This is a genomic window from Parapedobacter soli (assembly GCF_025460835.1).
GTDB classification, from domain to species: Bacteria; Bacteroidota; Bacteroidia; order Sphingobacteriales; family Sphingobacteriaceae; genus Parapedobacter; species Parapedobacter soli.
Window position 1 is genome coordinate 24,236 of the sequence record NZ_JAMXAY010000028.1, and the last position, 18,405, is coordinate 42,640.

15 protein-coding genes and 2 pseudogenes are annotated in these 18,405 nt (G+C 51.2%); 11 read left to right on the forward strand and 6 right to left on the reverse strand.

The features are described 5' to 3' along the window. Positions 1–101: 101 nt before the first annotated feature. Positions 102–395: an aminotransferase class I/II-fold pyridoxal phosphate-dependent enzyme gene (locus tag NGM62_RS22230; RefSeq protein WP_262248530.1), complete on the reverse strand. Its 294-nt coding sequence runs from the start codon at positions 393–395 to the stop codon at positions 102–104. A gap of 24 nt (positions 396–419) precedes the next feature. Between NGM62_RS22230 and NGM62_RS22235 the strand changes: the two are divergent. The 9 genes and pseudogenes from NGM62_RS22235 to NGM62_RS12955 all read left to right on the forward strand — a co-directional run. Beyond that, positions 420–584: pseudogene (locus NGM62_RS22235) on the forward strand (carbon starvation CstA family protein); the annotation flags it as partial. Between the two features lie 70 nt (positions 585–654). After that, a complete protein-coding gene (locus NGM62_RS12920) occupies positions 655–837 on the forward strand; it encodes a hypothetical protein (protein ID WP_262248580.1) in 183 nt (60 codons plus the stop codon). A 439-nt stretch (positions 838–1,276) separates the two neighbouring features. Beyond that, positions 1,277–1,738, forward strand: coding sequence for a hypothetical protein (locus NGM62_RS12925; RefSeq protein ID WP_262248532.1), 462 nt, complete (start codon positions 1,277–1,279; stop codon positions 1,736–1,738). 272 nt (positions 1,739–2,010) lie between these two features. Continuing rightward, positions 2,011–3,444 carry a sulfatase family protein gene (locus NGM62_RS12930; RefSeq protein ID WP_262248533.1) on the forward strand — a complete coding sequence of 478 codons (1,434 nt, stop codon included), beginning with the start codon at positions 2,011–2,013 and terminating at the stop codon, positions 3,442–3,444. Between the two features lie 97 nt (positions 3,445–3,541). Then, the gene (locus NGM62_RS12935; protein ID WP_262248534.1) at positions 3,542–5,017 is read left to right on the forward strand and encodes a sulfatase; all 1,476 of its coding nucleotides are present in this window, start codon (positions 3,542–3,544) and stop codon (positions 5,015–5,017) included. Positions 5,018–5,036: 19 nt separating this feature from the next. Then, positions 5,037–6,431 (forward strand): sulfatase-like hydrolase/transferase, encoded by a 1,395-nt coding sequence (locus NGM62_RS12940; RefSeq protein WP_262248535.1) that lies wholly within the window; start codon positions 5,037–5,039, stop codon positions 6,429–6,431. A 75-nt stretch (positions 6,432–6,506) separates the two neighbouring features. Then, positions 6,507–8,417 (forward strand): family 43 glycosylhydrolase, encoded by a 1,911-nt coding sequence (locus NGM62_RS12945; protein ID WP_262248537.1) that lies wholly within the window; start codon positions 6,507–6,509, stop codon positions 8,415–8,417. Between the two features lie 71 nt (positions 8,418–8,488). Next, a complete protein-coding gene (locus tag NGM62_RS12950) occupies positions 8,489–10,033 on the forward strand; it encodes a DUF853 domain-containing protein (RefSeq protein WP_262248539.1) in 1,545 nt (514 codons plus the stop codon). Positions 10,034–10,130: 97 nt separating this feature from the next. Further along, entirely contained in the window at positions 10,131–11,042 is a 912-nt protein-coding gene (locus tag NGM62_RS12955; RefSeq protein ID WP_262248540.1) for a nucleotidyltransferase family protein, read from the forward strand. Between the two features lie 100 nt (positions 11,043–11,142). On the opposite strand, the gene dnaK is transcribed toward NGM62_RS12955, so the two are convergent. Beyond that, on the reverse strand, positions 11,143–13,071 hold the full coding sequence (gene dnaK / locus NGM62_RS12960; RefSeq protein ID WP_262248542.1) for a molecular chaperone DnaK: 1,929 nt from the start codon (positions 13,069–13,071) through the stop codon (positions 11,143–11,145). 323 nt (positions 13,072–13,394) lie between these two features. On the opposite strand from dnaK, the gene NGM62_RS12965 reads away from it, so the two are divergent. Together NGM62_RS12965 and NGM62_RS12970 are read left to right on the forward strand one after the other, a co-directional pair. Continuing rightward, positions 13,395–13,745, forward strand: a complete 351-nt coding sequence (locus NGM62_RS12965; protein WP_262248543.1) for an MmcQ/YjbR family DNA-binding protein — start codon at positions 13,395–13,397, stop codon at positions 13,743–13,745. A gap of 74 nt (positions 13,746–13,819) precedes the next feature. Continuing rightward, complete coding sequence (locus tag NGM62_RS12970; RefSeq protein WP_262248544.1) at positions 13,820–14,377, forward strand: thioredoxin family protein; 558 nt, start codon at positions 13,820–13,822, stop codon at positions 14,375–14,377. 7 nt (positions 14,378–14,384) lie between these two features. On the opposite strand, the gene NGM62_RS12975 is transcribed toward NGM62_RS12970, so the two are convergent. From NGM62_RS12975 to NGM62_RS12990, 4 genes and pseudogenes are all read right to left on the reverse strand, one after another. Beyond that, the gene (locus NGM62_RS12975) at positions 14,385–15,311 is read right to left on the reverse strand and encodes an isopenicillin N synthase family dioxygenase (protein ID WP_262248545.1); all 927 of its coding nucleotides are present in this window, start codon (positions 15,309–15,311) and stop codon (positions 14,385–14,387) included. 54 nt (positions 15,312–15,365) lie between these two features. Next, positions 15,366–15,716, reverse strand: coding sequence for a nitrite reductase small subunit NirD (nirD, locus tag NGM62_RS12980; protein ID WP_262248546.1), 351 nt, complete (start codon positions 15,714–15,716; stop codon positions 15,366–15,368). 43 nt (positions 15,717–15,759) lie between these two features. Beyond that, on the reverse strand, positions 15,760–17,145 hold the full coding sequence (locus NGM62_RS12985) for a (2Fe-2S)-binding protein (RefSeq protein WP_262248548.1): 1,386 nt from the start codon (positions 17,143–17,145) through the stop codon (positions 15,760–15,762). Positions 17,146–17,459: 314 nt separating this feature from the next. Further along, a pseudogene (locus tag NGM62_RS12990) lies at positions 17,460–18,236 on the reverse strand (NAD(P)/FAD-dependent oxidoreductase); the annotation flags it as partial. Positions 18,237–18,405 lie beyond the last annotated feature (169 nt).

Sequence of the window (18,405 nt, forward strand, 5' to 3'; positions counted from 1 at the left end):
CCTTACACATTCTTATACAAAAGACGGTAATTATCATCTCATTTACAATACCCGCCGCTTTGTTTTAAATCATTCATCAACTTAGCCAGCGCATGTTCATATCAGCTATTCAGCCGTCGTTTTACATCCGAAAAAGCTTCCAATACCTTGTCCAACTGCTCGGTGGTATGGGTAGCCATCACATTTAGCCGGATGCGGGCGTCTTTCTTCGCTACCGCCGGGTACATGATGGGGTTGGCGAAGATACCTGCCCGAAGCAGCAGCTTACCTGCCTCCAGCGTTTTCGCGATGTCGCCAATTTTCACCGGGATAATGGCCGACTCGGTGGCACCGATATCCAGGCCCAGCTCGCGTAGTCCATCCGTTAGGTGTCGGATGTTTTTCCATAGTTTCATCCGCCAGTGCGGCTTAATTCGGTCAACGCTACTCCGGCGGTATCGCTGGCCGACGGGCGCGACGACGTTGCCACGGACCGCAATGTGCTTTTCGGCCACCACTTTGCGGCGATTGCCGCTGCGGGACCCCTGGTGGGCCCCGTGCTTGCGGCGCAGTTCGGTTACCTGCCCGGTGCGCTGTGGATCCTGACGGCTATCGATGCTGATCCGGCTGAACCGTGGGAAATATGCGCTGTGTTCGGCTATACCCGGGGTGTTCATGGCGGTGATCATCTTCTGGGCGGGTTATGCGCAGGTGGCGGATATTTACCTGCCCAACGGCCAATACCTGCTGGCCTCGCTGGCGGTGTTGGCGATGGTGCTGATGCTCATCGTGTTCATCGGCGCGTTCCGGAAGTGGTACCGGCTGCTGGGCATGCCTGCCGACGAGACCGATGCCTAAGGCGAAACCGTGAAGGAATTGCTAAGCTAACTGATGGTGTTTTTTATGTATAACCAATCAGATTGATTTGTTTTAGGGGAAAATGTTCAATTGTCGCTTGTCGCTTTCGGGGGCTCACCAAAAAAGGGGAGGATATTGCGTCATCGATGTGTTACATACAAACACTAAACCTTGGCATCACTTCTGTNGAGACCGATGCCTAAGGCGAAACCGTGAAGGAATTGCTAAGCTAACTGATGGTGTTTTTTATGTATAACCAATCAGATTGATTTGTTTTAGGGGAAAATGTTCAATTGTCGCTTGTCGCTTTCGGGGGCTCACCAAAAAAGGGGAGGATATTGCGTCATCGATGTGTTACATACAAACACTAAACCTTGGCATCACTTCTGTTGTCTCACCGATAGATTAGATTGATGGTTGTACGTAAAAGATTGATGCTATGAAAAAGTTATTGATTGGAATCGTTGCCCTCGCATTTGTGGTGGGTATGACGTTAGAAGCAGATGCACAGGGGCGCGGAAAGGACCACCGGGGCCACCACAAAAAGGAGTATGCTAAAAAGCATCAAAAACACGACAAAGCCTATTGGAAGTATGCCGAAAAGAGGGACCGTGAATACCGAAAGTTTTACGAAAAGCGCGACCGTGAATACCGGAAATACGTAAAGCAACACAAACGCCATTATCGCGATCACGACGATTGGTACTATGGCAAGCGGTTCCACCACCGTAGCGAATACGTGTATTTCCCTAAGTATCGTACGTATTACGACCCGTACCGCCGCGGATACGTGTACCGTCAGAACAACGCTTGGGTCTTTGCCCAAACCATGCCGTCGTTTATGATGGGGCTAAACGTCGGAGCGCTGAATGTACAGTTTATGGCTAATCTGCCTAGGTAAGGCCGAAATTAGATAGTAAGAAGGGGCATGGAGTGATTACTCGATGCCCCTTTTCTCATTTTGTGAAAATTGAATAAGGCATTTACTGTTTTTCTAAACTTATCCTATGTTGGCTATTTATATAGGTTGTTGTGATATAATTTGACCGCAAAGAGACAACATATCGTGGTTTTCTGAAAGCTATTTTCATTTATCTTTGTAGTTCGGGCGATTATAAACACAATATGTTGTCTCACTGCCGGATTCGGTGGCTATTATATTCTTATAATAAGATGAAAAAGAAATTCTCTCTTTTTGCCTTGTTTAGCTGTTGGCTGACCACCGCTTATCTCCAGGAAACGCACCCACTCCCAAACATGGTCATTTTCATTGGCGATGATCTGGCAGTGCGCGATATAGGTCCCTATGGAAATGAGGTAGTCCGTACGCCGAGTCTCGAAAAATTGAGCCGCGAATCGATGGTGTTCGATTGCGCTTTCGCAGCATCGCCGACTTGTGGTCCTTCAAGGAGCTCCTTATTTACAGCGATGTACCCCATGAAGCACGGAGCACATGGCAACCATTCGGGAGTGAGGGCCGGGACAACATCCATGGTGCAGCAGTTGTCGGCCCTTGGCTATCACGTTGCTATTGCAGGCAAGCTCCATGTCGGCCCTCGCGATGTTTTCCCTTTTGAACGGATTGAGGGTACCAATGTGCCTGAGCCGGAACATGAAGAGCGGCCGGGGTTATTCTACGATCTCAACCTAGGGCCGGTCGACGAGTGGCTTCGAAAACAACGAGCCGGAAAACCATTTGTGTTGATTGTCGCAGACCATAGTCCACATGTGGTTTGGCCGGAGACACCAGCTTACGACGCCGACGAGGTTGATATCCCCCCAATCCATATCAACACCGCTGATACGCGGCGTGCCAGGGCGAGGTATTATACCGACGTGACGAAGATGGATAAAAACGTGGGCAAGCTCATGGCTATGCTGGAGGCACATGGCATGTTAAATCGGTCTATCGTGATGTTTACGGCAGACCAGGGCCCTCAATGGGCATTCGGGAAATGGGGGTTGTATGACTATGGGGTACAGGTGCCGCTGATTGTGCGTTGGCCGGGACATGTTAGCGCCGGGGTACGGACCAAGGCGTTGGTATCCCATGTAGATATTATGCCAACCATGGTAGCTATTGCCAACGGGACCAACCCCGCTAATATCGACGGGCAGAGCTTTTTAGAGGTATTGAAAAATCCCGAAGCCGCCCATCGGCAACTCGTCTTTGCTTCCCATACCGGTGACCGGGAAATGAACCGATCGCCCATGCGAATGCTACGTACAGACCGTTATAAATATATTCTCAATCTGGCACCTGACACGTTGTACAATACCCACATGAACAAGGCGACCGACCACGATGGAGGCCGGGAATATTGGCCGTCGTGGCGCACCGAGTCGTTCCGCGATTCCCATGCCGCTGCGGTACTTTGGCGTTACCATAACCGCCCCGAGGAGGAACTATACGACATCCAGGCCGACCCTTGGGAACTTATGAACTTGGCCGCTGATTCCACGTATTCTAGCCTGCTGGGGCAGTTCAGGGAAGAGATGGCCGCTATCCGAGAAAAGCAAGGCGACCATGAGACCGGCCCTGAAGATTTGAATGCTAAGCCAGACCAAGGTGAACAGAAGGGACCGGTGGCACCGTACGTGTTTTGAACGGATGATTCAATGAATATGCTGATGCATAACAATTGTGAGAAACATGATTAATGATAAACAATGCAATATGAGGCAACGGTTATCCTCCATATGTATGGCTGGCCTGGTAGTTTTGGTCGGTAGCTCCTGTTCGGCAGTCGAGAAGCCCACAAAACCAAACGTTCTGCTGATTCTGGTCGATGACCTCCGTCCGGCCATCGGCGCATATGGGGACCCCGTGGCCATTACGCCCAACTTGGACAATCTAGCTGCTAACGGTCTGCTTTTCGAACGAGCATACGCCAATCAGGCGGTTTGCGGACCGTCGCGGTACAATCTGTTATTCGGCAGCCGTTCTACCTCCTCAGGAATTTATGGCTTCGGTCGCGCCTTCCGCGATCCGTATCCGGATGCCATAACGTTACCCCAATACTTCAAGCAGCACGGTTACCACACCGAGTCAATGGGTAAGGTTTTCCACATCGGCCACGGCACATATGGTGATACGGCGTCGTGGAGTGTGCCGCACCATAAGGACTTGGTCATCGAGTATGTCGATCCAGCCAGTAAGAAAGATGGGTTTACGCGTGAAGAAGCGCTGTTTTCGAATCAAAGTGCCCGAGGGTTGCCCCGTGGGCTTGCGTGGGAATCTCCGGATGTGGCCGACGATGCCTATGCCGATGGCCGTGTGGCGAACCGGGCTGTAAATCGGCTCAGGAACCTGAAAGCACAACCGGAACGACCCTTTTTCCTAGCCGTGGGATTTGCCCGACCGCACCTTCCGTTTTCGGTGCCTCAGAAGTATTGGGACCTATACGATGAAAGCAAGTTGCCCCTGCCAACCCTTACCACCCGACCTGAAGGAGCACCTCTCTACGCGGTGAAATACGGCACCGAGATTGACCAGTATGTCCCGATTCCGGAAAAGGTAACGGCGGAGCCGTTTCCGGATAGCCTGACCCGGAAGCTGATCCACGGTTACTATGCCGCGGTAAGTTATGTAGACAACCAGATCGGGACCGTATTGAACGAATTGGTGGCACTCGACCTCGATGAAAATACCATTGTGGTATTATGGGGTGATCACGGTTACATGCTCGGTGAGATGGGCATGTGGACCAAACACGTGAATTATGAGTTGGCCAACCATATCCCCTTGATAATCGCCGCCCCCGGGGTTGCACAGCCCGGATCGAAAACCGCACAATTTATGGAAACAGTAGATATCTACCCGACATTGGTGGAGCTCGCCGGGCTGCCAACACCACAGGCACAACAACCGCTTGATGGCCTCAGCATGGTGCCTGTACTGAATGATCCCGAAAGGCGTATCCGTGATCACGCTTATCATAGCTTTCCACGGGGCGGACGGCTCGGCAGAGCCATTCGGACGGACCGTTACCGCCTCGTGGAGTGGCGCAAGATTGGCGATGCAACAGCACCGGTTGAATACGAAATGTATGATTATAAAGACGGGTTTATGGAAGTCAGGAATATCGCCGATGAGCAGCCGGCCGTGCGTGACTCCCTACGGGCAATCCTGGCGCAGCACCCAGAAGCAATGGCCCCGCGGCCAGAGAGTACCCATTAAGTTAAACGGCTATTAAGTTATGAGAGCAACGAAAATCACCCTCCCCATGGTATTGCTGGCGGCCCTGTCGATAAGCAGCGTCGCCGCTTTCGGGCAAGAGCCGCCCAATATCATCGTTATCCTCACGGATGATATGGGCTTCAGTGATATCGGAACATTCGGCGGCGACTTTGTTCCTACCCCGCGGCTTGACCGATTTGCGGAAGAAGGTAGCAAGTTTACGCAATATTATAGTGCTTCCCCGATTTGCAGCCCCTCCCGGACGAGTATACTTACGGGCATGTTCCCCGCCGAATGGAATTTCACCAATTACCTGAATGACCGCCGGAGTAATGGAAGGGCTGAACAGGCTAACTACCTCAACGTACATGCCCCCTCTATCGCGAAAGTGCTGAAAGCAGCCGGATATGCCACCGGCCATTTCGGTAAATGGCACATGGGGGGCGGGCGCGACATCAAGAACGCCCCGAAGTTCAAGCTGTACGGTTTCGACGAACATGCCAGCACCTACGAAAGTCCCGAGCCCGACCCGGCGTTGACCGCAACGAACTGGATATGGTCTGACGTGGACAGCGTTCAGCGGTGGGATCGGACAGCCTATTTCGTCGACAAAACCCTCGATTTCCTACGCCGGCATGAAGGAACTCCCTGTTTTGTGAACCTTTGGCCCGATGATATGCACACGCCCTGGGTGCCCGAGGAAAACCGGCGCCAAGCCGGTAAATTTCCCATGGATCCCAATGAAGAGGCTGCATTTAAACTTGTCCTCGCCGAATTCGATAAGCAGATGGGTAGATTGTTCGACGGGCTGGAGGAACTGGGGATTGCCGAAAATACGCTGATTATCTTTACCAGTGATAACGGGCCACTGCCGAGTTTTAGGGGCAGCCGCTCAGGCGGATTACGGGGCACGAAGCTCTCCCTTTATGAAGGTGGTATTCGCATGCCATTTATCGTGCGGTGGCCGGGACACGTACCCGCTGGGGTTACAGATAGTGTTTCCGTGCTGAATTCCACCGACCTGTTTCCAACATTGTCGTCGATCGCTGCAGCCGCGCTGCCTGCAAATTATAAAGGTGACGGCGAAAATCGGGCCTGGGTGTTGATGGGAAGTCCGTCACCACGGAAAAAAGAGATGTACTGGGAGTACGGCCGGAACGACTATGCGTTCAATTACCCGAAGGGGCGCGACCGGAGCCCCAACTTAGCCATCCGGTCCGGCAAATGGAAATTGCTGATGGACTACCAGCGCGATAACGTGGAGCTGTATGATATGGAAAGCGATCGATATGAAACCACGAACGTTGCAGAATCGTATCCTGAGGTAGTGAATGAATTGAGGGCCAGGCTTCACACATGGAGGGCCTATTTGCCGGAGCTGACACCCGAGAGGGCAGACCCTGCAAGGAAGTAATTTTCCGTTTTCATCGGCTTTATGTACTTTTAGCGCCACTGATTTGGAACGTTTCACTAATAACAAGTTCTTGACATGACCATGAATAGAAAGAAGCATTTGATGATAGGCTGGTGTTTGATAGCGTTTATCTTTACTGCTTACGCACAAAACGAACATTCGGTAACCTATCAACTTGTAGAAAATATAGGGTATCGCGGCGATGATATCAACGATCCGTATGCTAAGGAGCGATGTGTGCTGGATGTCTATTACCCCGAGAACGAAAAAGGCTTCCCTACGGTCGTCTGGTTCCATGGTGGTGGCATCACGGGAGGACAGAAATTCATTCCCAAAGAATTGAAAGAGAAGGGGCTGGCAGTGGTTGCTGTCAATTATCGGCTGAGCCCGAAGGTGAAGGCACCGGCTTATATCGATGATGCCGCGGCAGCGATCGCGTGGACGTTCAAGCACATCGCTGATTATGGTGGCGACCCTTCGAAAATCGTTATTTCAGGCCATTCTGCTGGCGGATACCTCATTGCAATGGTCGGGTTAGATAAATCGTGGCTGCAAAAATATGGTGAGGATGCCGATAAGCTGGCCGGTATCGTGGATTTCAGTGGCCATGCCATTACACATATGACGGTGCGCGCCGAACGTGGGATAAAGGATACACAACCCATTATAGATGAGTACGCACCGCTGTACCATGTCAGGAAAGACGCCCCACCGCTGTTGCTCATTACCGGAGACCGGGAGATGGAGATGCTTGGCCGCTATGAAGAAAATGCATATTTCTACCGGATGATGAAGCTGGTGGGGCACCCTGACGTCCGCTTGTATGAGCTGGATGGCTTCAACCACGGTGCCATGGCCACACCGGCGTTTCACATCCTACTCCAGTATGTCAACGAACTGGCAAAAAAAGCGGATGCAAATCCATCTGCTGCCGATAGGGAAGTGGGAACGTCCTTCAGTAATCCATTGGATGTGGCATTCGGCGATCCCTATGTGATTTACGATGCCGTTACAGCACGGTATTATATGTACGGCACGGGGGGCGGAGCCAACAATGGCTTTGCTGCATATTCTTCTGCCGATCTGCTGAACTGGGAGCCGGAAGGACAAGTGTATTATGCCAGCAACGAAAATGGCTGGAGTGACTCAACCGCTGCTTGGGGCGGTGCATATTGGGCTCCTGAGGTTTACGCACACAAAGGCAAATTTTATCTATTCTACAGTGCGCAATGGAAAAGCAATCCCGGTAAAGAGCTGGAGAACTTCCGTATCGGTGTTGCTGTGGCTGATAAGCCCACGGGGCCTTTCATCGATTTGCCGGGTGGCCCGCTATTCGATCCCGGGTACCCGATTATCGATGCCAATGTTTATTTCGCAGACGATGGCCGCATGTTTCTATACTATTCGCGCTGCTGCTACAAACACCCTGTGGAGAGTGAGGTGGCAACGTGGGCACGGCAAAAAGGCTGGTATGATGAAATCGAAGAAAGCTGGGTATACGGAGTGGAACTCAAGCCGGATTTTTCGGGTGTCATCGGTGAACCGGTGCTATGCCTGCGGCCACCGGTGGTAATGGACGATGCCCAAGCTGAGTGGGAAAGCCGCTCGGTAACCAGCAAAGAGGTGAACCGCCGGTGGACGGAAGGTTCGTTCACGTTCAAACACGGCGATACCTATTACATGATGTATTCGGCCAACCACTTCGCAGGAGAGAACTATGCCGTTGGTTATGCAACAGCGAAACACCCGTTAGGGCCGTATACCAAAGCCTCCAATAACCCGGTACTGGAGAAAAACACCCCCAGCGGGGGCACCGTAACAGGTACCGGCCATAGTAGCGTGCTATTCCTGCCCGATGGACGGATGCTATGCGTATACCATGCACGCACTAAGAAGACAGGTAACGAGCGTGTGGTTTTCATCGATGCGATGGAAATCGATGAAAACGGTGTGCTGAAAGTGAACGGACCAACTACCCGGCCTTAAATATCGACCCTGCCGTTTGCAATTATTCGAAGAAGTATGTAGCTTTCCACCATTATTTTGTTACATACGATATGGGAAATCAAGCGAAGTTCATCGAAAAAGTATCAGCCTCCTACAACCCCAAGGGTGCCTTTATTTTTTTGGGTGCTGGACTATTGGATGGGGAAATATTGGCACAAGCCAAAGTGAACCTGCCGCTGAAGATGATGAACCGGCACGGGCTGATTGCCGGTGCTACGGGCACCGGGAAGACCCGGACGCTGCAGCTGATTGCCGAACAGCTGTCTGACGCAGGCGTACCCGTATTTTTGCTCGATGTCAAGGGAGACCTTTCGGGGTTGCACCAGCCCGGTGAATCGAATGCGGCATTGGTGGGGCGTGGTGACGCGCTGGAGTGGCCCTTTGAACCTTCGGGGTTTCCGGTGGAGCTTTTTTCGCTGAGCGGAGAAGTAGGCAACCCCATGCGGCTTACTGTTGAGGATTTCGGTCCGGTGATGCTCGGGCGGATTTTAGACCTGAACGATACCCAAACGGGCGTGCTGGCCGCTGTGTTCAAATATGCGGAGGATACCAAATTGCCGCTGGTCGACTTCGCCGATTTGAAGAAACTCCTGAGCTATCTTACGGATGGACCGGGAGCAGAAGAAATCAAAGACAGCTACGGCCGCATCAGCAGCAGCACGTCCGGCACGATATTGCGCAAGCTGGTCGCGCTGGAGCAACAAGGGGTATCGGGTATATTCGGAGAGAAAGAGTTTGACATAGACGACCTTTTCGGTCGGGTCGATGGCAAAGGCGTCATCAGCCTTTTGAACATCTCGGACATCCAAGACCAGCCTATCCTGTCATCCACGTTCCTATTGAGCCTGCTGTCGCAGTTATTTAAGAACCTGCCGGAGGTGGGCGACCTCGACAAGCCCAAGCTGGTGTTCTTTTTCGAAGAAGCACACCTGCTTTTCAAAGATGCGCCGAAAGCGTTCCTTACCCAGGTGGAGCAGATTGTGCGGCTCATCCGCTCTAAGGGGGTGGGGGTATTCTTTTGTACCCAATCGCCGACCGATATCCCCGAAAGCGTGCTGGGCCAGCTGGGTAACCGCGTACAGCATGCACTGAGGGCTTTCACTCCCAATGACGCAGAGGCGCTCCGCAAAACAGTAAAAACCTATCCCCGGTCTGAGTTTTATGAGATAGACCGGGTACTCACATCGCTCGGAACAGGGCAAGCATTGATTACCGTACTCAACGACAAAGGTATCCCCACCGAAGTAGTGGCCACCCACCTGATACCGCCGCGCGCTGTAATGGGCCCGGTGGATACACAGACGTACGACCAACTGGTCAAAACTTCACCCTTCTATACCAAGTACCACGAATTGGTCGACCGTAGAAGTGCAGCGGAAATACTTGAAGAAAAGATGCAGGCACATGAGGCGGAGCAGGCGCGCGAGGCGGCGGCCAAAGAGAAAACTAAAAGCAAATCCAGGCGCAGTAGCCGCCAGACCCCGTTGGAGGCCGCCCAAAAGGCGGCGACGACGACATTGGCGCGCGAAGGTACCAAGCTATTGGCGCGGCTCGCCAATGGAATATTGACGGCCATGTTCAAGCGGAAGCGCTAAGGCGGTGCGCGCCACACGGGAAGCATTTTTATATCAAAAGGAATTTAGCTAAGTTTGACGACTTGAACGACACATTTTCAACATAATAAATTAAGTAATGAGTAAACCCACCTTGTTGATTCTTGCGGCCGGTATGGCCAGCCGCTACGGAAGCATGAAACAGATAGATCCTTTCGGGCCTAACGGTGAAACGATCATCGATTATTCCATCTATGACGCTATCCGCGCCGGATTCGGAAAAGTGAGCTTCATCATCCGCGAAGAGTTTGCTGAGAAATTCAAAGACATATTCGAGCCGAAACTAGCGGGAAAAATCGAAACAGACTATGTATATCAAAGCTACGACCTAACACCATTCGGTATCGATAGACAGATTGAACGTTCCAAACCATGGGGTACAGCTCATGCCGTGCTTTCGGCCCGCAACCAAATCAACGAGCCTTTCTGCGTAATCAACGCCGATGACTTCTACGGTTACGAGGCGTTTGAAAAAATGGCGAAGTTCTTGACCCACGAGGTAACGGACAGCAAGTTCTCGCTGATGGGGTACCAAATAGACAAAACGCTTTCTGATTATGGCTCCGTGTCGCGCGGGGTGTGCAAGGTGGATGATGATGGGAACATGACAGAAATCAATGAGCGGCTGAAGGTTTATTTCAAGGAAGTGGATGGTGAGAGGCGCATCTTCTTTGAAGAAGATGGCGTGGAAACAGAACTACCCAGGAGTAGCCGTGTGTCGATGAATTTCTGGGGTTTTACCCCCGCTATTTTTAAAGTGAGCGAAGAGCTGTTCAAAGCATTCGTACCGGCCAATGAAAACAACCCTAAGTCGGAGTTTTTGATTCCAAAGGTAGCCGACGAATTAATTAAGCAGGGGAAAGCCACCTTCAAAGTGCTCCCCACATCGCAAAAATGGTTCGGCGTTACTTATCCTGAAGATAAGCCTATCGTGCAGGAAAGTATTGCCAAACTAATAAATAGCGGTGTGTATCCCAGCAAGCTGTTTTAAGCGAGAAACAATAACAATATCAGTAAATAAAAAAACCTCGCAAGTACCGTACTTGCGAGGTTTTTTTGTTGGAGGATGTCGCAGATATGCGACTTACAACTTACTTCTTGTCGTCGTCTTTGACTTCTTCGAATTCTACGTCGGTCACGTCGTCACCAGCGTTGCCTGCCGCTTGTCCGGCACCGCTGGCATCACCTCCGGCTTGTCCGTTGGCCGCCCCCCCTTGAGAAGCTTTGTACATGTCCTCTGAGGCAGCGTTCCATGCGTTTTGCAACTCGGCTTGGGCAGCGTCGATAGCGGCGAAGTCTTTTGCTGCATGCGCATCTTTCAACTTCTTCAAGCCATCTTCAATAGGTGTCTTTTTATCTGCACCGATTTTGTCGCCATATTCTTTCAACTGTTTTTCGGTCGAGAAGATAAGCGCGTCAGCTGCATTCAGCTTGTCGATTTCTTCTTTCGCCTTTTTGTCTGCTTCGGCATTGGCTTCCGCTTCTTGTTTCATCTTTTGGATTTCATCCTCGGTGAGGCCAGAAGACGCTTCGATACGGATTTTTTGTTCCTTACCAGTAGCTTTATCTTTTGCCGATACGTGCAGGATACCGTTAGCGTCGATATCGAACGTTACTTCAATTTGTGGTACGCCGCGCGGTGCCGGTGGCAGCCCGTCCAAGTGGAAACGTCCGATGGTGCGGTTTTGCGCAGCCATGGGCCGCTCACCCTGCAAGATGTGGATTTCCACCGAAGGCTGGTTGTCTGATGCCGTGGAGAATACCTCCGATTTCTTCGTGGGGATGGTGGTGTTCGCTTCGATGAGCTTGGTCATCACACCACCCATCGTCTCGATACCCAACGACAGCGGGGTCACGTCGAGCAAAAGAACATCTTTCACTTCGCCGGTAAGCACGCCGCCCTGGATCGCAGCTCCAAGTGCAACCACCTCGTCGGGGTTTACCCCTTTCGAGGGCTCTTTGCCGAAGAAGCTCTTCACCGCTTCTTGGATAGCCGGTATGCGGGTAGACCCACCTACAAGGATAATCTCGTCGATATCCGAAGGGGAGAAGCCAGCATTTTTCAGGGCTGATTTACACGGATCGATGGTCCGCTTGATCAGGCTGTCTGCCAGTTGCTCAAATTTAGCACGGCTCAATGTGCGTACCAAGTGCTTCGGCCCGGTTTGATCGGCCGTGATGTAAGGTAAGTTGATTTCGGTAGAAGAAGAGCTTGAAAGCTCCACTTTTGCTTTTTCTGCAGCTTCTTTCAGCCGTTGCAGCGCCATCGGGTCTTTACTCAGGTCAAATCCACCGTTATCATTCTTGAACTCGTCGTTCAGCCAATCGATGATTACTTGGTCGAAGTCGTCCCCCCCAAGGTGGGTGTCGCCGTCGGTTGATTTTACTTCGAACACACCGTCGCCCAACTCCAGCACAGATACGTCATGCGTACCGCCGCCACAGTCGAACACCACAATTTTCATGTCCTTGTTCGACTTATCCAACCCGTAGGCAAGTGCTGCGGCCGTCGGCTCGTTGATGATCCGCTTTACCGCTAAACCGGCAATCTCGCCCGCTTCTTTGGTAGCCTGGCGTTGTGCGTCGTTAAAATAGGCGGGCACCGTAATAACGGCTTCCGACACTTCGTGGCCCAAGAAGTCTTCTGCTGTTTTCTTCATTTTCTGCAGAACCATCGCAGAGATCTCCTGTGGCGTGTATTTACGGTCGTCTATTTCCACGCGGGGCGTGTTATTGTCGCCCTTCACAATGCTATAGGGTACACGCTTAGCCTCTTTGGCGGCCTCGTCGTAAGTGGTACCCATAAACCGCTTGATGGAAGAGACGGTTTTCTTCGGGTTGGTGATGGCTTGGCGCTTAGCAGGGTCACCTACCTTGCGCTCACCATTCTCAACGAATGCCACAATCGAAGGGGTAGTACGCCTGCCTTCGTTGTTGGTGATGACTACCGGCTCATTACCCTCCATCACAGCTACGCAAGAGTTGGTAGTTCCTAAGTCGATTCCAATAATTTTTGCCATATCTTTATTTTCTTTTTCTACGTTGATAAAATCAATTCTCTTACTGATTAACAAGCCTTGTGCCAATCGTGCTTTCAATGCCAATTGTCTCTGCATAGCGAAAAAAGCGTCATTCTTGATGATGGTATCATGACAATGTGTCATTTTAGGCGTGAGGCATTAGACGCGAGATGTGAGACATTAGACATTAGACATTAGACATGAGATGCCAGACAAGTGGAGCAGTTCCTTTGGTTTTTGTAATTCCCGCTATAATTCCGATGTTTGATGAGTGGCATACGACTTTCGACTAAAGACATACGACTAGTGACTAACGATTATACATGCATATAGAACAACTACGTGATTATTGCCTTGCCAAGCCGGCGGTTACAGAAAGCTGCCCGTTCGGACCGGATGCCTTGGTTTTCAAGGTGGCGGGGAAGATGTTTCTCCTTGCAGGCTTGGATAGCCAACCCCTATCGTTCAGTGCCAAATGCGATCCGGAATATGCACTGGAGTTACGTGGCCGACACCCGCGCACCATACAAGGGGCCTACCACATGAATAAACGCCATTGGAACCAGGTGGCTTGCAATGGGGAACTAAGCGACCACCAGCTTGAAGAACTGATAAATCACAGCTATGAGTTGGTCGTGGCCGGACTGCCTAAAAGCATTAGGGAGCGAATCTGACACTCACGAGACCGACAGCAGGTTTGTATTCGTTACCTTTGCAAGTATTTACTAAATGTTTGTAGCTTGTGTCTATGGATTTCAAATCTTATTTAACTGAGTTCGGCCGTATATTAGATAGTGAGGAACCTCAGCCGCCGTACGATAATCCCGATTACCTTGACTATACCAAGCTCAATTGGTCGCGAATGAACCGTTGGCTGAAGAAAGGCGAGCTGTCTGATACACTCGCGGAAATGGTCAAAGGTATTGCCCAGCCCCAACAGTGGATTGTAATTACCGAGCCTTGGTGCGGCGATGCGGCTCACTCTGTGCCCTTCATCCAATTGGCAGCCCAGTTGAATCCGTTAATTTCGGTCGACTATGAATTGCGCGATGCCGAACCTTTCCGGATCAATGCGTACCTGACCAATGGGAGCAAATCCATTCCGAAGTTGATTATCAGGGACAGCCAGGGCACTGACCTGGCCACGTGGGGGCCGCGCCCTGTGGAATGCCAAAAGCTATTTGATCAACTGAAGGAAGAGAATGCCGACTTCGAGCGGCAGAAGGTCGCGTTGCAACAATGGTATAATGCCGACAAGGGGCAATCTGTACAGGCCGAGTTGGAAGCTATTCTCAAGGCGTTATAAGCCGGCATTACATCTTTAACCCGATTTCCCGTAGCCTTTCATCCAAGTATTCGCCGGCCGTCACGTCCGCGTATGCCTTGGGATGCTCGGCGTTGATGCATGATTCCAGTACCGCGAGGCTCATGTCAGCTTTCGGGTGGAGGAAAAACGGTACCGAAAAGCGCGATGTCTTCACCAGCTCGCGGGGTGGGTTGACCACCCGGTGAGTAGTAGACTTTAGCTTGTTGTTGGTGAGCCGCTGCAGCATATCGCCTACATTCACTACAATGTCTTCCCCATGCGCTTTGACGGGGTACCAGGTGCCGTCGCGCGTGAGTACTTCCAGTCCGTCGGCGCTTGCACCGATAAGTAACGTAATCAGGTTGATGTCTTCATGGGCACCGGCACGGACGGCATCACCAGGCAGGCTGTCCGGATCATCAATAGGAAAGTAATGGATAGCCCTTAAAATGGAGTTGCCTCGCTCGACTTTCGATTCAAAATAATCCTCTGTCAACCCCAAGTATACGGCAATGGCTTTTAGCAATTCGCGCCCGGCCGATTCCAGGCGGCGGAACACGTTACCGGTCACCATATCAAAACGCGGCAGCTCATCCACAATCGGGTTTTCGTCCTGGCCACGCTGCCAAAACTCTTTCAGGTCGGGCACCTTGGCATCTTTTGCTTTTTCTCTCCCTTTTGAAGTATACCCCCTTTGGCCCGCTAGCCCCGGGATTTCATAGTTAGATTTGATGTCATCGGGCAAGGCAAAGAACGCCTGCACCACGTGGTATAGCTCATCGATCAACGCCTTATCCATGCCATGATTGGCAATGGTTACAAAGCCCGTTTCGTTGAATGCGTGACCAATGTCTTGTGAGAACTGGTGGCGCTGCCGGGCAGTGCCTTGGGTATAATCATGAAGGTCGAGCCTTGGGATATTGATATTAGCCATCTTTCCTTTTTGAAGTAAAGGTACAAGTTTTTGGCAATAAGGCACGACACCCGCTCAGTTATTCAGCGCAATGTAAACCAAGCCATCTTCGATTTTCACCGGGTAGGTCTTGATTGCACATTCATCACCCGATAAGCACTCTCCCGTATCCAGGGCGAATGTTTTTTTGTGAAACGGGCACGCGACCTTCGGGCTGTCACCGAGCGACCCGATCATGCCGCGGCTCAAGATCATTTGCCGTTTGTGGGGGCATTCGTTTTGCGTCGCGTACCATTCGTTCCGGCGCTTGAAATAGAACAATGCAATCTGTTGGCCTTCCAGTTTTAGGCAAACCCCGCCATTGGCAATCGTATCTTCTACGCGGCAGGCTAATTTCCAGGGTGCTGATGTGGCTAATGTTTCCATAAATGTGTAATTAATAAATAGTGAATTGATAAGTTGCTTTTTTTTAATGTGTTGTTAATGCATTCCAATCGGCTGCCTTTTTCTGTCCCCGAAGAGTCTCGAAACGGACGGTATCATCTTTTTCCTCCGGAGCGTTTACAAAATGTACAAAACGCTTGCGTATTTCGGGGTCTTTCACGGCCGCTTTCCACTCGCATTCATAGGCGTCGACCAATTCCTGCATGTTTTTTTCCCAGGTCTCAGCCATGCCCAAACTGTCGTTGATAACTACGTTCCGGAGGTAATCGATGCCCCCGTCCATTTTGTTCAACCACGTGGCTGTCCGTGTCAGCGGGTCTGCAGTCCCTATATAAAACATCAGGAATCGGTCGATGTACCGGATACAGGTGGCGGAATCGACATCGCTGGCGAGCAATAGCGCGTGCTGTGGCTTGCTGCCGCCATTGCCGCATACGTATAGGTTCCACCCTTTCTCCGTGGCGATGATTCCGAAGTCTTTGCTTTGTGCTTCGGCGCACTCACGTACGCAGCCGCTTACGGCAGACTTAAGTTTGTGGGGCGCCCGCAGGCCACGGTAGCGCTCTTCGATTTGGATGGCGAAGGAAACACTGTCGTACAGCCCGAAGCGGCACCACGTACTTCCCACGCAGCTTTTCACCGTGCGTAGGGCCTTTCCATAAGCATGGCCGCTTTCAAACCCGGCGGCAATTAATTCTTCCCAGATAGCGGGTAGGTCATTCAGGTGCGCGCCAAATAGATCGATGCGCTGCCCGCCCGTGATTTTGGTATACAGTCCATATTTTTTGGCAACCTCTCCGATTACAATCAGTTTGTCGGGGTGGATTTCGCCGCCGGGAATACGCGGTACCACCGAGTAGGTGCCACCGCGTTGGATGTTTGCTAGGAAGCGGTCGTTGCTGTCCTGCACCACATCATTGCCCCGGCTGAGGATCATCTCGTTCCATAGGCTGGCCACGATGGACGCTACCAACGGCTTGCAGGTTTCGCAACCGTCGCCTTTACCTATACTATCTAGGATCTCGTCGTAGCTTTTAAGCTGGTGGATTTTTACGAGGTCGTAGAGTTCCTGGCGGCTATAGTTGAAGTGCTCGCAGACGGTCGTACGGATGTACTTGCCCTGTTGTTTCATGGTATGGGCGATGAGGTCCTTTACCATGGGCACGCAGCCGGCGCAGCCGGTGCCCGCTTTGGTGCATTTGCTTACACCCTCGAAGTTTTCACACCCTTGGGTGGTCACCGCATCGCATATCTGTGCTTTCGTAACGCCTTCGCAGCTGCAGATCAGTGCCGAATCGGGGAGCGATTCCAGGCCCGAGCCGGGAGGTTTGCTGTCGGCTTTTTCGCCGAGAAGAAGGATTTCGGGGTCGGGGGGGATAGGCATGTTGTTGTTGACCGTCTGCAGTAACATGTTGTAGCTGCTGGCCTCGCCCACGAGGATGCCACCGAGTAGCCGGCTGTACTGATGTTCAGGCGCTTGTACACCCCTTTGTTTGTGTCTTCCAATAGGATGGTTCTCGCGTGAGGTTCGGCAATGAATGGGTCACCGAAGCTCGCCACATCTACCCCCATCAGCTTCAGCTTGGTACTCATATCAAAGCCGTTGAATAATTTTTCCTCACAGCAAATTGTGCAGGCGGCGACCTCGGCCATCTCATAACCGGGAGCTACCAAGCCATAGATCATGCCGTTTGAAAGTGCACATTCACCGATGGCCAATATGGCCGGGTCTGACGTGCGCATTGTTTCGTCGATGATGATTCCGCCGCGCGGCCCCGTAGCCAGGCCGCAGGCTACGGCCAGCTCATCGCGGGGCTTGATGCCGGCAGATATGATGAGGATGTCCACATCGATCTGGGTGTCGTCTGAAAATGAAAGTCCGGTTATGTGCCCATCGCCGAGTATCTGTGTGGTCGATTTCTGCAGCAAGCAGGTTAGCCCCAGTTTGTCCAATTTTATTTGTAGTGTGCGGCTGGCGCTATCGTCTATTTGCCGGGGCATCAATCGGGGTGCGAACTCGACGACGGTGGATTCCTTGATACCTAAATCTACCAAGGCCTTCGCGGCTTCCAAGCCAAGGAGCCCGCCACCGATGACAGCCCCCTTCTTGGCACGTGCCGAATACTCCTTGATGTGATCGAGGTCCTGTATGGTGCGGTATAAAAAGACACCCTCTTTATCTACCCCGGGTATAGGCGGCACGAAAGCAGCCGATCCGGTAGCCAGCACCAGGAAATCATAGTGGAGTCGGAGTCCTTTTGATGAAATAATCGATTTATTGTCCCGATCGATGGCTTTTGCCGGGTCGTCTAAGTGTAATTCGATGTTGTTTTCAGAATACCACTGCTCTTCGGATAGGTAAAGTCGGTCCAATGGCTTGTCACTGAAGTAACTGGTGAGGTGAACGCGGTCGTATGCCCTTATAGGTTCTTCTCCAAATACTATTATATGAGAAATTTTGTCTTTTTTTCTTATTTTTTCACAAAATTTATGGCTAATCATGCCATTTCCAATAATAATTATTTTTTTTTATGCTCATTTTTTAATCATATTCTAAATAATATATAAAAATATTGATGTTTATGAATGCGAAAATAATCGTTTTTATCAAAAAAAGATAAATAAAATTATTTTTTTGATAAAAAATCATATTTTTGCTTGTGATTTTTAT

Bases quoted from the DNA above. Each gene is read 5' to 3' on its own strand.
- NGM62_RS22230 (WP_262248530.1), bottom strand. From the start codon at position 395: ATGAAACTATGGAAAAACATCCGACACCTAACGGATGGACTACGCGAG.
- NGM62_RS12920 (WP_262248580.1), top strand. From the start codon at position 655: ATGGCGGTGATCATCTTCTGGGCGGGTTATGCGCAGGTGGCGGATATT.
- NGM62_RS12925 (WP_262248532.1), top strand. From the start codon at position 1,277: ATGAAAAAGTTATTGATTGGAATCGTTGCCCTCGCATTTGTGGTGGGT.
- NGM62_RS12930 (WP_262248533.1), top strand. From the start codon at position 2,011: ATGAAAAAGAAATTCTCTCTTTTTGCCTTGTTTAGCTGTTGGCTGACC.
- NGM62_RS12935 (WP_262248534.1), top strand. From the start codon at position 3,542: ATGGCTGGCCTGGTAGTTTTGGTCGGTAGCTCCTGTTCGGCAGTCGAG.
- NGM62_RS12940 (WP_262248535.1), top strand. From the start codon at position 5,037: ATGAGAGCAACGAAAATCACCCTCCCCATGGTATTGCTGGCGGCCCTG.
- NGM62_RS12945 (WP_262248537.1), top strand. From the start codon at position 6,507: ATGACCATGAATAGAAAGAAGCATTTGATGATAGGCTGGTGTTTGATA.
- NGM62_RS12950 (WP_262248539.1), top strand. From the start codon at position 8,489: ATGGGAAATCAAGCGAAGTTCATCGAAAAAGTATCAGCCTCCTACAAC.
- NGM62_RS12955 (WP_262248540.1), top strand. From the start codon at position 10,131: ATGAGTAAACCCACCTTGTTGATTCTTGCGGCCGGTATGGCCAGCCGC.
- dnaK (WP_262248542.1), bottom strand. From the start codon at position 13,071: ATGGCAAAAATTATTGGAATCGACTTAGGAACTACCAACTCTTGCGTA.
- NGM62_RS12965 (WP_262248543.1), top strand. From the start codon at position 13,395: ATGCATATAGAACAACTACGTGATTATTGCCTTGCCAAGCCGGCGGTT.
- NGM62_RS12970 (WP_262248544.1), top strand. From the start codon at position 13,820: ATGGATTTCAAATCTTATTTAACTGAGTTCGGCCGTATATTAGATAGT.
- NGM62_RS12975 (WP_262248545.1), bottom strand. From the start codon at position 15,311: ATGGCTAATATCAATATCCCAAGGCTCGACCTTCATGATTATACCCAA.
- nirD (WP_262248546.1), bottom strand. From the start codon at position 15,716: ATGGAAACATTAGCCACATCAGCACCCTGGAAATTAGCCTGCCGCGTA.
- NGM62_RS12985 (WP_262248548.1), bottom strand. From the start codon at position 17,145: ATGTTACTGCAGACGGTCAACAACAACATGCCTATCCCCCCCGACCCC.